General features: G+C 67.2%; 12 protein-coding genes. 8 read left to right on the top strand and 4 right to left on the bottom strand.

Translation table 11 applies throughout. From position 1 onward, the window contains the following. Window positions 1-146 precede the first annotated feature (146 nt). Window positions 147-1526 (bottom strand): M28 family peptidase, encoded by a 1380-nt coding sequence (locus CA234_RS11905; protein ID WP_125974462.1) that lies wholly within the window; start codon window positions 1524-1526, stop codon window positions 147-149. A 239-nt stretch (window positions 1527-1765) separates the two neighbouring features. On the opposite strand from CA234_RS11905, the gene ettA reads away from it, so the two are divergent. Continuing rightward, window positions 1766-3445, top strand: a complete 1680-nt coding sequence (gene ettA / locus CA234_RS11900) for an energy-dependent translational throttle protein EttA (protein WP_126001779.1) — start codon at window positions 1766-1768, stop codon at window positions 3443-3445. 102 nt (window positions 3446-3547) lie between these two features. Continuing rightward, window positions 3548-4213, top strand: coding sequence for a hypothetical protein (locus tag CA234_RS11895; protein ID WP_125974458.1), 666 nt, complete (start codon window positions 3548-3550; stop codon window positions 4211-4213). Window positions 4214-4223: 10 nt separating this feature from the next. Here CA234_RS11895 and CA234_RS11890 read toward each other — a convergent pair whose 3' ends face one another. The 3 genes from CA234_RS11890 to CA234_RS11880 form a co-directional block, all read right to left on the bottom strand. Beyond that, window positions 4224-4502: an acylphosphatase gene (locus CA234_RS11890; RefSeq protein WP_125974456.1), complete on the bottom strand. Its 279-nt coding sequence runs from the start codon at window positions 4500-4502 to the stop codon at window positions 4224-4226. A 115-nt stretch (window positions 4503-4617) separates the two neighbouring features. Next, a complete protein-coding gene (greB, locus tag CA234_RS11885; RefSeq protein ID WP_125974454.1) occupies window positions 4618-5097 on the bottom strand; it encodes a transcription elongation factor GreB in 480 nt (159 codons plus the stop codon). Between the two features lie 15 nt (window positions 5098-5112). Further along, window positions 5113-7104, bottom strand: coding sequence for a lytic transglycosylase domain-containing protein (locus CA234_RS11880; protein WP_125974452.1), 1992 nt, complete (start codon window positions 7102-7104; stop codon window positions 5113-5115). Between the two features lie 71 nt (window positions 7105-7175). Here CA234_RS11880 and dapA point away from each other — a divergent pair, with 71 nt between their 5' ends. The 6 genes from dapA (at window position 7176) to CA234_RS11850 (ending at window position 14753) form a co-directional block, all read left to right on the top strand. Beyond that, entirely contained in the window at window positions 7176-8057 is an 882-nt protein-coding gene (gene dapA, locus CA234_RS11875; protein WP_125974450.1) for a 4-hydroxy-tetrahydrodipicolinate synthase, read from the top strand. A 67-nt stretch (window positions 8058-8124) separates the two neighbouring features. Further along, window positions 8125-8607 carry an SsrA-binding protein SmpB gene (smpB, locus tag CA234_RS11870; RefSeq protein WP_010545579.1) on the top strand — a complete coding sequence of 161 codons (483 nt, stop codon included), beginning with the start codon at window positions 8125-8127 and terminating at the stop codon, window positions 8605-8607. Further along, the gene (locus CA234_RS11865) at window positions 8600-9151 is read left to right on the top strand and encodes a DUF2062 domain-containing protein (protein WP_342449835.1); all 552 of its coding nucleotides are present in this window, start codon (window positions 8600-8602) and stop codon (window positions 9149-9151) included. The genes smpB and CA234_RS11865 overlap by 8 nt, the downstream gene beginning before the upstream one ends. 75 nt (window positions 9152-9226) lie before the next feature. Then, window positions 9227-11620, top strand: coding sequence for a response regulator (locus CA234_RS11860; RefSeq protein ID WP_125974446.1), 2394 nt, complete (start codon window positions 9227-9229; stop codon window positions 11618-11620). 40 nt (window positions 11621-11660) lie between these two features. Continuing rightward, complete coding sequence (locus CA234_RS11855) at window positions 11661-12014, top strand: response regulator (RefSeq protein ID WP_125974444.1); 354 nt, start codon at window positions 11661-11663, stop codon at window positions 12012-12014. 54 nt (window positions 12015-12068) lie between these two features. Further along, on the top strand, window positions 12069-14753 hold the full coding sequence (locus CA234_RS11850) for a valine--tRNA ligase (protein WP_125974442.1): 2685 nt from the start codon (window positions 12069-12071) through the stop codon (window positions 14751-14753). The last annotated feature ends 20 nt before the right edge of the window (window positions 14754-14773 follow it).

Raw genomic sequence — 14773 nt, 5'->3', positions numbered from 1 at the left:
TTGCTCCTACGTCCAAATCCGTTGCGCAGCCGAAAGGGGCCGCGCGTCGAGCCCGCTGCATGGGGCACGGCGAGCAACGCGTCAAACCCAAATATGTCGCATCGCCGTGACTTTGCCATGTTTCCGCCCGAATTCGGGACCGGCCGTCACTCGCCCTTTTCGGGGGGGAGGGCGGCGATGTCCTCCGGCGCGTTGGCCGCGATTGCCAGCATCGACGCCCAGGCGGCGACATTCTGGCGGAGCTGCGCCGGATCGATCTTGTCGAGCGTGTCGTCGGGCGTGTGGTGCAGGTCGAAATAGCGCAGCCCGTCCTGGTTGAGCCCGATCGTGCCGACGCCGAGCGCGAGGATCGGCTCGACATCGGTGCCGCCATGCGCCTTGCTCCGGCCGCGCTCGATGCCGAGCGGGTAGAGCGCGGTTTCCAGCCGGTCGCCAATTGCCTTGGCGCCTTCGGGAAGGTTGGTCTCGAACTTCCAGACGCGGTCGGCGCCGAAATCGGATTCCATCGCGAGCACGTGGCGCTCCTTGGCGTGCGCCTTGGCATAGGCCGCGCCGCCGAAGCCGCCGACTTCCTCGGCACCGAACCAGACGACGCGGATCGTGCGACGCGGCTGGCCGAGCTTCGCGGCGTGAAGCGCAGCCGCAGTGGTGATCCCCACGCCCGAGGCGTCGTCGATCGCGCCGGTGCCGAGGTCCCAGCTGTCGAGATGGCCGCCGACGACGATGATGCCGGCGCTGGGGTCGCTGCCCGGGATGTCGGCGATCACGTTGCCGGACTCGGCCTCGCCCTTGAACTGCGGGGTCACGCTCAGCCGCAGCTGCACCGGCCCGCGCTTGACGAGGCGCACCAACTGCTCGGCATCGGGCACGGAGAGCGCGGCGGCGGCGATCGGCGACACGCCCTTGGCCCAGGTGGTGACGCCGGTGTGCGGGTTGCGGTGATGGTCGGTGCCGATCGAGCGGATCAGCACCGCGGCGGCCCCCTTGGTCGCGGCGATGCTCGGCCCGGCGCGGCGGACGGCGCCGTAATAGCCATATTGCGAGCCGTCCTGGGTCGGCACCATCGCATGGTCGATGAAGGCGATCTTGCCCTTGAGGCTGCCGGCAGGCGCGGCTTGGAGATCGGCGAGCGAGGCGAAATAGGCGACCTCTGCCTCCAGCGGCTGCGCGCCGGTCGAGCCCGAATAGCCGAGCGCGGCGATCGTCAGCTTCTGCGCCGACGGCCCAAGCACTTCGGCGGTTTCCACGCCGCGGATCCAGACCGGCATGCGGTAGGTCTCGATATGGACGTTCTGGAAGCCCAGCGCAGTCAGCTTCTTGACGCCCCAGGCGCGGGCGCGCGCCTCGGCTTCGGTCGCGGCGAGGCGCTGGCCGATCTCGGTGGTGAGGCCCTCGGTCACGTCCCAGGCCACAGTGTCCTGCAGCGCGGCGTCGCGGACCTTGGCCACCTGGTCGGCGGTCTGCGCGAGCGCGGGGAGGGGAAGGGCGAGCGCGGCAGTGGCCGCAAGCAGGAGGCGCTTGGTCATGCTGCGGATGCTAACCAGCGGCGGAACGATTGCAATGGGGGATGAGCGGTTTGGAAAGCATGTTTAACTCCCTCCTCCTCGGAGGATGAGGGGGTGGGGTGGAGGGATTCCAGAACGCTGGTCGGTCTCTGAGAGACATGGTCTCTCCGCCAACCCCCGCGTTGCCAACCCGCGCCCGCATCGCTACATGCCACGCGTCTTTCCAGCATCCAGAATTCTCGCAACGGAGATCCGCCACCGTGGCTGCGCAGTACGCCTTCGTCATGAAGGACATGACCAAAACCTTCCCCGGCGCCCCCAAGCCGGTGCTCAACAACATCAACCTGCAGTTCTACCAGGGCGCCAAGATCGGTATCGTCGGCCCCAACGGCGCCGGCAAGTCGACGCTCATGAAGATCATGGCGGGCATCGACAAGGATTTCGCCGGCGAGGCATGGCCGGGCGAGAACATCACCGTCGGCTATCTGCCGCAGGAGCCGCAGCTCGATCCGACCAAGAACGTGCTCGAGAACGTCAAGGACGGCGCGCGCGAAGTGGCGGACATGGTCGATCGCTTCAACGCCATCTCGGCCGAGATGGGCGATCCCAAGGACGACACCGATTTCGACGCGCTGATGGAGGAGATGGGCGATCTCCAGGCCAAGATCGACGCGGTCGACGGCTGGACGCTCGACAACCAGCTCGAAGTCGCGATGGAAGCGCTGCGCTGCCCGCCGTCGGACTGGCCGGTCGAGAACCTGTCGGGCGGTGAAAAGCGCCGCATCGCGCTGACCCGGCTGCTGATCCAGAAGCCGTCGATCCTGCTGCTCGACGAACCGACCAACCACCTCGACGCCGAAAGCGTCAACTGGCTGGAAAACCACCTCAAGGAATATGCCGGCGCGGTGCTGATGATCACCCACGACCGCTATTTCCTCGACAACGTCGTCGACTGGATCCTCGAGATCGATCGCGGCAAGTATTTCCCGTACGAAGGCAATTACTCGACCTATCTCGAGAAGAAGGCCAAGCGCCTCGAGCAGGAAGACCGCGAGGCCACCGGCCGCCAGAAGGCGATCAAGGACGAGCTCGAATGGATCCGGCAGGGCGCCAAGGCCCGCCAGACCAAGTCGAAGGCGCGTATCGCCAAGTTCGAGCAGCTGGTCGCCAGCCAGGAAAACCGCACGCCGGGCAAGGCCCAGATCGTCATCCAGGTGCCCGAGCGCCTGGGCGGCAAGGTGATCGAGGCCAAGAACATCTCCAAGGCCTATGGCGACAAGCTGCTGTTCGAGAACCTCTCGTTCATGCTGCCGCCGGGCGGCATCGTCGGCGTGATCGGGCCGAACGGCGCGGGCAAGTCGACGCTGTTCAAGATCATCACCGGCCAGGAGACCCCGGACTCGGGCGACATCGAGATCGGTTCGACCGTCCGCCTCGGCTATGTCGACCAGAGCCGCGACCACCTCGACGACAGCAAGAACGTCTGGGAGGAAATCTCGGACGGGCTCGACTATATGAAGATCAACGGCCACGACCAGTCGACGCGCGCCTATGTCGGCGCGTTCAACTTCAAGGGCCAGGACCAGCAGAAGAACGTCGGCAAGCTGTCGGGCGGCGAGCGCAACCGCGTCAACATCGCCAAGATGCTGAAGCGCGGCGGCAACGTGCTGCTGCTCGACGAACCGACCAACGACCTGGACGTGGAAACGCTGGGTGCGCTGGAAGAGGCGATCGAGAATTTCGCGGGCTGCGCCGTGGTGATCAGCCACGATCGCTTCTTCCTCGACCGTCTCGCCACCCACATCCTTGCCTTCGAAGGCAACAGCCATGTCGAATGGTTCGAGGGCAATTTCGAAGCCTATGAGGAAGACAAGCGCCGTCGCCTGGGGGACGCCGCCGATCGTCCGACCGCGCTGGCCTACAAGAAGCTGACGCGCTGAGCCTGAACGCGCCGGGTCGAGCCGAGGGGCTTGATCCGGCGCTTGCTTTTCTACGGTGTATTGCTGCTATGGTACGGCTCTCGACCAGAGGGGAGCCATAGGATGCTTGCACTGATGCTGATCGCTGCCACGCCGTTGCCGGACATGGCGGTGCCCGACGGCTCCCGTCTCCGCGAAGGCAGCGCCTGCTATGCGCTGACCCGCGAGGGCAAGCCGATCGGCCAGACCTGGCAGCGCGTCCGCGCCGCGACCGAGGGGTCTACCCCCGTCTGGGACATCATCGTCCACCAGCGCGTCGGCGACGGCAGGTTCGACATGCGCGACCATTTCGTGCTGCGGCGTGGCGACCTCACGCCGCTTCGCATGGACAGCCGCCGAAACGGGGTCGAGCATGTCCGCGTCCGCTATGACGGCAGGACGATCCAAGTGACGCGGCCGGACAAGGCTGAGACGCAGTTATCCGCACCCGGCACGGTATGGGACGGCAATCTATGGGGCCTGACCTTCGCCGCGTTGCCGCTGGCTGAAGGAAAGACCTATCATCTGCCCTTCTTCCAGTACGACAAGGGGTTGGGGCACTTTACGCTCAAGGTGGCCGGCAGCGCGAAGGTGAATGGCCAGGATGCATGGCTTGTGGATGCCGATGCCGGCGACGGCCGCACCGTCCGCTACCAGATCGGCAAGGACCCGGCGGCGGAACTAGGCACCGAAAGCCCGATGTTCGGCCAGCATCTCGGCGGCGATTGCAGCGCGCTGGCCGAACCCTGACCCACTCGGATCAGGCGGTGAACCGCTTGGTGAAGCCCTTGTGCGGCTTGTCCTCGGGCACGGCGGCGCTTTCGACATGCTCGACCCGCGCCATGGGCGGGCCTTCGCGGCAGGCCTCGACGAAGAGGCCCAGCGCGGTGTCTTCCCCGGCGGCGAGCACCTCGACGCGCCCGTCGCGCAGATTGCGTACCCAACCGGTGAGCCCGCCGCGCTGCGCGGTGCGCACCACCCAGTCGCGATAGCCGACCCCCTGTACCCGTCCCGAAACCAGGATTCGCTGCTGCGCCATATGCTCCCTTTGTACACGCCCATGATGTCGGGCCGCGAGTATCTGTAGCAGTCTGGGACAGATGGGGGGCGGGGCAGGGGAACGGTCCGCCGCAAACCCGGCAGACCCCGGCGCGTCAGGGATAGGTGATTGCCATCACTTCATATTCGCGCTCGCCCGCGGGCAGGGTCACGCGGCGGAGGTCGCCGACCCGGGCACCGCGCAGCGCGCGGGCGAGCGGCGCGTTCCAGCCGACCAGTCCCTTGGCGGCATCGGCCTCGTCGTCGCCGACCAGGGTGAGCGTGCGGTGGTTGTCGTCCTCGTCGGCGATCGTCACGCAGGCGCCGAAGAACACCCCGCTGCGATCCTCCTGCCGGCTGGGATCGACCACTTTGGCCGCCTTCATCCGCCGGGCGAGGAAGCCCAGCCGCCGATCGATCTCGCGCAGGCGCTTGCGGCCATAGATGTAATCGCCGTTTTCGGAGCGATCGCCATTGCCCGCTGCCCAGGAAATCGTCTCGACCAGCTTGGGGCGCTCGGTCCCGAACAGCTGGTCGTACTCGGCCTTGAGCGCGCCATAGCCGGCGGGGGTGATATAGTTGGGGCGATCGTTCATGATCGGCCCGCGCTATCAGCCCGGCCGGCTCTTGCCCAGATACCAGCTGAGGTTCGCCGTGCCCTTGCTGCGCGCATAGGAGGGGTTCATCAGGTCGTAGACCACGGCATTTTCCAGCACGCGCTGGACGTAATTCTTGGTCTCGAAGATCGGGATCTGCTCGATCCAGCGGATCACGTCGCCGCCGGGGAGGCGCGGGTCGCCATAGGCTCGCAGCCATTTGTTCACGTTGCCCGGACCCGCGTTATAGGCTGCCACGGCGAGCGGGTAGCAGCCACCATAATAGGTCAGCATCCGCTGGAAATAGCTCGAGCCGAGCTGGATGTTATAGTCGGTGTCGGCGTTGAGCGCGCTCGCGTCATAGCCCATGCCGAGCTTGCCCGCCGTCTCGCGCGCGGTGCCGGGCATCAGCTGCATCAGCCCGCGTGCGCCGGCGCGGCTGACCGCGTCGCGGTTGAACTGGCTTTCCTGGCGCGCGATGGCGTGGATGATCGTCCAGTAATCGCGCTGCCCCTCGGGCACCTTCACCGACGGATAGCCGGCGGCGCTATAGTCGGACAGGCCGTTCTGCAACGCGCTGCGGCCGACCATCACGCCCAGATCCGGGCGGCCCAGCGTGCGGCTGAGATCGGCGGCGAGGAGATGGTCGTCCTCGGTCGTCGCATCCTCGGCGATCTTGCGGAGGAACAGGCTCTGGTCGCTGCGGTTGCCCATCTGGCCGAGCAGCTGCGCGGCGCGGACGAGTTCGCGGCGGTAGAAAGCCTCGCGCGCGCCCGGCGCCGGTGCCTTGCCGGTGAGGTCACGCGGCCCGCGCAAGGGCTGGCCGAGCCGCTCCACGGCGAGCTGACCGTAGAACAGGTCCGGGAAGCCGCTCGCACTTGCATAATAGGTGCGCGCGCTGGTCGCATTGCCGGCCGCTTCGGCGGCGCGCCCGGCCCAGTAGAGACCTTTGGACTGGGTGCCCGGCGTCTTCGACCCATGGCCGTAGCGGGCGAACATGCCCACGGCATCGTTCGGCCGCCCGAGATTGTAGAGGGCCACGGTGCCGGCGAGCCAGGTGAGGCTGGTATAATCGTCGCGCACGCCGAGCGAGAGATCGCTGACGTCGGTGCCCGAGGGAAAGGCGTCGTCCACCTGCGAGGCGATGCGATAGGCGAGGTCGTATTGCCCATCCGCCACCGCGCCGCGCGCCGCCGAGAGCAGCACCTCGTACCATTTCTCCGGGTCGCCGGGAAAACCCGCCATGCGCCGCGGCTGGGCGAGGTAGGAGCGCATCAGCTGGGTCTGGCCGGTCTGGCCCAGCCATCGGGCGCGATCGGCGATATAGCCATGGTCGGAACCGCCGCGCGCTTCCGCCAGGCTGGCCTTGGTCGCCGCGTCATAGGCATTGGTGCGATAGGCGATCCGCGCGTCGAACACCGGGCGCCGCTCGGGAGAGGTGAAGGGTAGCTGCCGCGTCGCGATGCTGGTTGCCCCCTGCCAGAGCAGCATGTCCTCGCGTGCGTCGTGATCGGCGGGGCGGAGCGCCGTGCCGAAGGACGCAAGCAGCTCGCTCTCGTCCGTGGTGCGCAGGATGCCCGCGCGCCAGGCGCGGCGTGCCTGGTCCTCCGCCTCGGCGCGGCGGCCGGTCGCGGCGAGCGCCTCGGCATAGCGCAGGCGTCCGGCGGGCGTGATCGGCGGGAAGCGGGTGAAGAATCGGACCACAAGGTCCGGCATGGTCGTGCCGCTGTCGAGGATCGTCTCGGCGGCCGCGCGCCTGCTCTTCTCGCCGGGCCAGCCGGGATGCGCGAGCAGGAAATTGGCATAGTCGGAAAAGGCGTAATTGTCCGACTGCTGCAGGCGCTTCCATTCGACCAGCGCCGTGCTGACCGGATCGAACTGGGCCTGGGCCTGCGGCACGAAGCCGCCCGCCAGGGCCGCCAGCATCGCAGGGTTCACCTGCGAGGAGGCCGCCAGTCCCGAAACACCGGCGAACAACAACGCGCCTTTGAGTACCGTACCGACCATCTGGACATGATAGGAGATCCGCCCGTATCTGCCACCCCGTTTCTACCGAAAAAAGAGGATGATTCCGCGCGATGTTTTCTGGATCGATCCCTGCGCTCGTGACGCCGTTCCATGACGGCGCGTTCGCGGAGGAGGATTTCCGCGCGCTCGTCGAATGGCAGATTGCCGAAGGCTCGTCGGCACTGGTGCCCTGCGGCACCACCGGCGAGGCCGCGACCATGCCCAAGGACGAGCATTTCCACATCGTGCGGGTCTGTGCCGATCAGGCGAAAGGCCGGGTGAAGATCCTTGCCGGCGCCGGCTCGAACGACACCAAGGTGGCGATCGACAACGTCCATGCCGCCAGGGATGCCGGCGCCGATGCCGCGCTGATGGTGCCGCCCTATTACAACCGCCCGAGCCAGGAAGGCATCTTCCGCCACTTCGCCGCGGTGGCCGAGGCGACCGACCTGCCGATCGTGCTGTACAACGTGCCCGGCCGGACGGTAACCGACATCCAGCCCGCCACCATGGCGCGGATCGTCCAGGCGTTTCCGGAGACGTTCGTCGGCGTGAAGGACGCGACCGGAAGCCTCAGTCGCGTGTCCGAGCAGCGCGCGGGCTGCGGCACCGGCTTCGTCCAGCTCTCGGGCAATGACGAGACGGCGCTGGCATTCAACGCGATGGGCGGCGTCGGCTGCGTGTCGGTGACGGCCAATGTCGCGCCCAAGCTGTGCGCCGAGTTCCAGGCCGCCTGGGCAACGGGCGACAACGCCAGGGCGCTGGCGCTCCACGACAAGCTCTATCCGCTCCACATCGCGATGTTCACCGATGCCTCGCCGGGGCCGGTCAAGTACGCGATGGGCCGGGTGCGCCCGGGCTTCCCCCAGGAACTCCGCCTGCCGATGACCGAAGCGGGCGAGGCGAGCCGCAAGGCGGTTGACGCCGCGCTCGAATTCGCCGGCCTGGTCTGAGGAACGGCCTGGAGCGCCAACAAACGTCTGGCGCTCCGGGCCGAGCATCCCTACATCCCGCGGTCTTATGGCCCGTCCGCGTCCCGCTACCTTCGACAAAGTGAAGACCGTCGCCGAGAACCGGCGCGCCCGCTTCGACTATTTCATCGAACAGACCTACGAAGCCGGCCTGGTGCTTACCGGGACCGAGGTGAAGTCGCTGCGCTTCGGCGAGGGCTCGATCGCCGAGGCCTATGCCGAGGTGAAGGACGAGGCGGTATGGCTGGTCAACGCCAACATCCCCGAGTTCAGCCACGGCAACCGCTTCAACCACGAGGCGAAGCGGCCGCGTAAATTGCTCCTTCACGAGCGCGAGATAAACAAGCTGCACGGCGCCGTCGCCCGCGAGGGCATGACGCTGGTCCCGCTGTCGGTCTATTTCAACGGCAAGGGACGCGCGAAGGTCGAACTGGCGCTGGCGAAGGGCAAGAAGACGCATGACAAGCGCGAGACCATCAAGGAACGCGACTGGAAGCGCGAGCAGTCGCGCATCCTCCGCGACCGTGGCTGACGTGGCGCGCTCCGGTCGCCTGCAGCGCCTGGCGGACAAGGCGATTCCGAGCCGGGAGTCGATCGAAACGCATCGCTGGCTGAAGCCGGTGGCCAGCCGCGTGATGCACTCGTCCCTGTGGCGTTTCACCCGTCGCTCGGTCCCGCGCGGGGTGGCGCTGGGCATGCTGACCGGCATTCTCGTGCCGATGGGGCAAATTCCGGCCTCTGCCTTTCTCGCGCTGCCGCTGCGCGCCAACATCCCGGCCGCTGCAGCGACGACCTTCTTCACCAATCCGCTGACCACGCCGCCCCTCTGGGTCGCCGCTTATTGGATCGGCAGCTGGATGCTCGGCCCCGGCGCTGCACGGCACGTGCTGGCGGGGGATGCGCCGGGCTGGCTGGACTGGCTGCTGCACCAGGCCGGGCCGGCGACGTTAACGGGGCTCGTCACGATCGCGGTGGCGCTATCCGTGCTCGGCTATTTCGGTAGCGGACTGTTGTGGCGCTGGTGGATCCTCCGCAAGCGGAAGCGCCGGCTGCACCTCCGTAGCCTGGGCGCCTGAGATCAGCGTATCGCCGCATCCGAACTGACGCGATCGGCGCTTGACGCTGGCGCCGGGACGGAACAACGGTGCATCATGGCCAGTCTGCCCGACGCCGAACTTCCCAAGCCGTCGCTGCTGCTGCCGATCGTGGCCGTGGTGGTGACCGGCGTCGCTGCGGCGGGTGTGATCCTTGCCGGCCTAAACGATCGTGCGATCGCGATGGGCTTTCTTGCCGCCGCGCTGCTGGCGGCCGGGGTGATGCTGGCGATGGGCCGACTGTTCCGCTCGCCGACCACCAGCATCGAACGCTATACCGACTGGGCGATCGCCCATGCGCTCGCCTCGGCCAGCGACGACGCGCTGGCGGTGACCGATCGCAGCGGCCGGATGGTCTGCGCCAATCCGCGCTACGAGGCGCTGTTCGGCGGCTGGCCGACTCCCCCCAATTTGCCGATCGGCGACGAGAGCGAGCGCGCGCTCGGCGCATGCGCCCGCGCCGCGTGGCGCGACGGCGAGAGCCGTTGCAGCGACATCCAGGTGTTCGGCGCGCAGGTGGCGGTGCGGGTCGTTCGCGTGGGCGACGAATCGCTGGTGTGGCGCTTCATCGGCATCCATGCCCTTGACCTGGCCGTGCAGGTGCAGGGCCTTCTTGCGGGGCCGACCGGCGATCGACTGGGCGGGGCAGGGGTGATGGTCGTGCTGGTCGCCCCGGATGGCCGTGTCCGCTCGGCCAACCGTGTGTTCCGCCACCGCGCGCTCGGCAGCGCCGATTCCCTTGCCGATGGCCGCGACTTTGCCGGTCTGCTGATCACGGACTCGATCGGTCAGGTGCGGTTCCAGCGCGAAGGCATGGAAGGCACGCCGCTCCGCGTGCTCCAGATCCCGTTCTTGGAAGGGGATGAGGCGCCGCTGCTGGTCGCGCTGCTCGACGAGGAGCCGACCGCGCTCGCGAGCCCCGCGCTCGCGGGCAGCGCTTCGGCGCACGTCCATTCGCTGATCTCGCTGTTACCCACCGGCCTCGCGCTGATCGACCGCGACGGTCGCTTCCTGACGATGAACGACGCGTTCGTCCGCACTGCGCGCGTGAATCCCGCAGCACCACCGCTCTATCCGGGCGACCTGGTGGTGCGCGAGGACAAGGCGACATTGGCCGACGCGGTCCGCCGCTTCGCCGGCGGCGCGCCCCAATCGCTCGAGATCACGGTCCGGCTGAAGGATGCCTCGGAAGAGCCGGTGGCGATCACCATCGCCGGCGCGCGCGGACTTGGCGATGCCGCGGTGCTGCTGAGCCTCAGGGACTCGGGCGAGGAGGGCAAGCTCAAGCGCCAAATCGCCCAGGCGACCAAGATGCAGGCGGTGGGCCAACTCGCCGGCGGCGTCGCGCACGATTTCAACAATATCCTTACCGCGATCATCGGCCATTGCGACCTGATGCTGATGCGCCATTCGCCCGGCGACAGCGATTATGACGACATCCAGCAGATCCGCGCCAACTCGAACCGCGCCGCGAGCCTGACCCGCCAGCTGCTCGCCTTCTCGCGCCAGCAGACGCTGCGTCCGCAGGTGCTGCAGCTGCCCGACATCATCTCCGAGGTCTCCAACCTTCTCAAGCGGCTGCTCGGCGAGACGGTGTCGCTCGACGTCAAGCATGGCCGCAACCTGGGGCCGGTCCGCGCTGATCCGGGGCAGCTCGAGCAGGTGGTGGTCAACCTCGCGGTCAACGCCCGCGATTCGATGCTCAGCAAGAACCCGAGCGGCGGCGGTTCGCTGACGATCGAGACGCTGGCGGTCTCCTCCGCCGACGTCCGGCGGATGGACGATGATGTCCTGCCGATCGGCGACTATACCGCGCTGCGCATCTCGGACACCGGCACCGGCATACCGCCCGAGATCCTGCCCAAGATCTGGGAGCCCTTCTTCACCACCAAGGAAGTGGGCAAGGGCACCGGGCTGGGCCTGTCGACCGTCTACGGCATCATCAAGCAATCTGGCGGCTATATCTTCGCCGAGAACAATCCCGGCGGCGGCGCGGCGTTCACCATCTACCTGCCGGTCCATACCGCGCCCGAGGCAGCGGTGGCCAAGCTGCCGGTGGTCAAGGAAAAGCCCGCCGATCTCTGGGGCACCGGCACCATCCTGGTCGTCGAGGACGAGGACATGGTCCGCGCGATCGCCGAGCGCGCGCTGACCCGCCAGGGCTATTCGGTGGTTACCGCCGAAAATGGCGAGGTCGCGCTTGAAACGATCGAGACCATGGAGAAGCCGGACCTGCTGGTTTCCGACGTGGTGATGCCGGTGATGGACGGGCCGAGCATGGCGCGCAAGGTGCGCGAGCGCTGGCCCGATTTGCCGATCCTGTTCATGTCCGGCTATGCCGAGGAACAATTGCGCCGTTCGATCGATCTCGACAATGTCGCCTTTCTCCCGAAACCCTTTTCGGTGCAACAACTTGCAGAAGCGGTTCAGGAGATCTTAGTGGTCAAATAAGTGCTTGGCACGAAACAATTTTTCCTGCAAAGGGGGTAGCATGCAGGGTCCGCGTAACATTCTCATCGTCGAAGACGAGCCGTTGATCGCCATGATGCTCGAGGATTTCCTCGATGCGCTGGACCGCGTGCCGGCGGGTACCGCCGACAACGTCGCCGAGGCGCTCGACCGGATCGGGGCGGGCGGCATCGATGCGGCGATCCTCGACGTCAACCTGCGCGGGGGCGAGCAGAGCTGGCCGATCGCCGACAAGCTCGCTGAGCTCGGCATCCCCTTCGTGCTCGCGACCGGCGGCGCCGACGACAGCATCGCCCAATCGCACCGCGATCGGCCGGTGCTCTCCAAGCCGTTCACGCTGGACCGCGTCGACAAGGTGCTCAGCAACCTGAGCTGAGCCGACGCCCAAGGGTTGTGCGCAGGGCAGCGGCGACGCTAAAGCCCCTGCACCATGACCGAACTCCCCAAGACCTTCGACCCCGCCGACATCGAATCCCGCTGGTACGCCCATTGGGAAGACGAAGGCCTGTTCCGCCCCGAGCGCCCCGGCGCCGAGCCCTGGACGATCGTCAATCCGCCGCCCAACGTGACGGGCAGCCTGCACATCGGCCACGCGCTCGACAACACGCTGCAGGACATTCTCGTCCGCCACGCGCGGCTGAAGGGCAAGGACGCGCGCTGGGTCGTCGGCACCGACCATGCCGGCATCGCCACGCAGATGGTGGTCGAGCGCCAGCTCAACGCGGCGGGGCAAAAGCGCACCGACTTCACCCGCGAGGCGTTCGTCGACAAGGTGTGGGAGTGGAAGGCGGAGAGCGGCGGCCAGATCACCCGCCAGCTGCGCCGGCTCGGCTGCTCGATGGACTGGGCGAATGAGCGCTTCACCATGGACGAGGGCTTCTCCAAGGCCGTCCTCAAGGTGTTCGTCGAACTGCACCGCCAGGGCCTGCTCTATCGCGACAAGCGCCTGGTGAACTGGGATCCGGGCCTCGGCACCGCAATCTCGGACCTCGAGGTCGAGACCAAGGAAGTCCGCGGCAATTTCTGGCACCTGCGCTATCCGCTGGCGGACGGCTCGGGCTTCATCCAGGTCGCGACGACGCGGCCGGAGACCATGCTGGCCGATATGGCGGTGGCCGTGCATCCCGAGGACGCGCGCTACAAGGCGCTGATTGGCAAGCAGGTGAAGCTGCCGATCACCGGCCGCCTGATCCCGATCGTCGGCGACGAGCATGCCGATCCGGAACTCGGTTCGGGCGCGGTGAAGATCACGCCGGGCCATGATTTCAACGATTTCGAAGTGGGTGTTCGCGCTGGCATCAAGGCCGGCGAGATGCTCAACATGCTCGATGCCAAGGCTGCGATCTGCCAGACGCAGGACGGGCTCGTGCCGGCCGAGCTGATCGGGCTCGACCGCTTCGAGGCCCGCAAGGCGATCGTCCAGCGGCTGAGGGACGAGGGCTTCCTCGTGCCCTTTGTCGACAAGGAAGGCGCCGAGCACGACGCCGAACCGCGCACGATCCAGACGCCCTATGGCGACCGTTCGGGCCAGGTGATCGAGCCGTGGTTGACCGACCAATGGTATGTCGACGCCGCGACGCTCGCCAAGCCGGCGATCGAGGCGGTCCGCTCGGGCGCGACGAAGATCGTGCCGAAGAGCTGGGAAAAGACCTATTTCAACTGGATGGAGAACATCCAGCCCTGGTGCGTAAGCCGCCAGCTCTGGTGGGGGCATCGCATCCCGGCCTGGTTCGATGCCGACGGCCAGGCCTATGTCGCCGAGACCGAGGAAGAGGCGCAGGCGCAGGCCGGCGAGGGCGTTGCGCTTACTCGTGATCCCGATGTGCTCGACACCTGGTTTTCCTCGGCGCTGTGGCCGTTCGCGACGCTCGGCTGGCCCGAGAATAGCGATCCGACGCTCGGCGGGCGCTACTCGAACGACGTGCTGATCTCCGGCTTCGACATCCTGTTCTTCTGGGATGCGCGGATGATGATGCAGGGCTTGCACTTCATGAAAGAGGTGCCCTTCAAGACCCTGTATCTGCACGGTCTTGTCCGCGCGGCGGACGGCCAGAAGATGTCCAAGTCCAAGGGCAACACGGTCGATCCGCTGGGTATGATCGACAAGTACGGCGCTGACGCGCTGCGCTTCTTCATGGCGGCGATGGAAAGCCAGGGCCGCGACATCAAGATGGATGAGAAGCGGCTCGAGGGCTATCGCAACTTCGCGACCAAGCTGTGGAACGCCGCGCGCTTCTGCCAGGCGAACGGCATTGCGGCGAGCAAGCATCTCGAGGCGCCGACGGCGGAGCTGGCGGTAAACCGCTGGATCATCGCGGAAACCATTGCGACGGTGCAGGCGCTGGATCTGGCGCTGGCCGATCTGCGCTTCGACGAGGCGGCGAACAGCATCTACCAGTTCGTCTGGAGCCGCTTCTGCGACTGGTATCTCGAGCTGATCAAGCCATTGCTGCAGGGTGAGGGCGTTGCCGCCGCCGATGCGGAGGAAACCCGTGCGGTCGCCGGCTGGGCGCTCGACCAGATCCTCGTCATGCTCCACCCGTTCATGCCCTTCATCACCGAAGAGCTGTGGTCGAAGATGGGGCCGCGCGAGCATGACCTGATCGTGGCGAAGTGGCCGATGGCGGATGCACGGGCGCTCGATCCGTCGGCGGCGCAGGAGATCGACTGGCTGATCCGGCTGGTGAGCGAGATCCGCGCGGCGCGGACCGAGCTCAACGTGCCGCCGGGGGCGCGGCTGGCGCTGCACGTTCGCGATGCGTCGGCGGAGACGGTCGCGCGTCTGGCGCGGCAGGAAGCGGCCCTGGCGCGGCTTGGTCGCGTGGACCAGGCGCAGGGCGATGCGCCGGCCGGCGGTGCGCTGCAGCTCGTCGTGGACGAAGCGACGTTCGTGATGCCGCTGGGCGATGTGGTCGATCTGGAGGCCGAGCGTGCCCGCCTCGCCAAGGCGATCGCGGCGGCCGAAAAGGAGCGCGATGGGCTCGCCGGGCGTCTCGGCAATCCGAGCTTCGTCGAGCGGGCCAAACCCGAGGCGGTCGAGAAGGCGCGGGCGGATCATGCCGAGAAGGCGGCCGAGGCCGAGCGGCTTTCGGCGGCGCTGGCGCGGCTGGGGTAAGTTCGAACCCGACTCACCCT

The sequence above is a fragment of the Sphingomonas sp. ABOLE genome, assembly GCF_003950455.1.
In the GTDB taxonomy this organism is placed as follows: domain Bacteria; phylum Pseudomonadota; class Alphaproteobacteria; order Sphingomonadales; family Sphingomonadaceae; genus Sphingomonas; species Sphingomonas trueperi.
The sequence above is the reverse complement of the archived record's forward strand: the minus strand, read 5'-3'. Positions and strand labels throughout refer to the sequence as shown.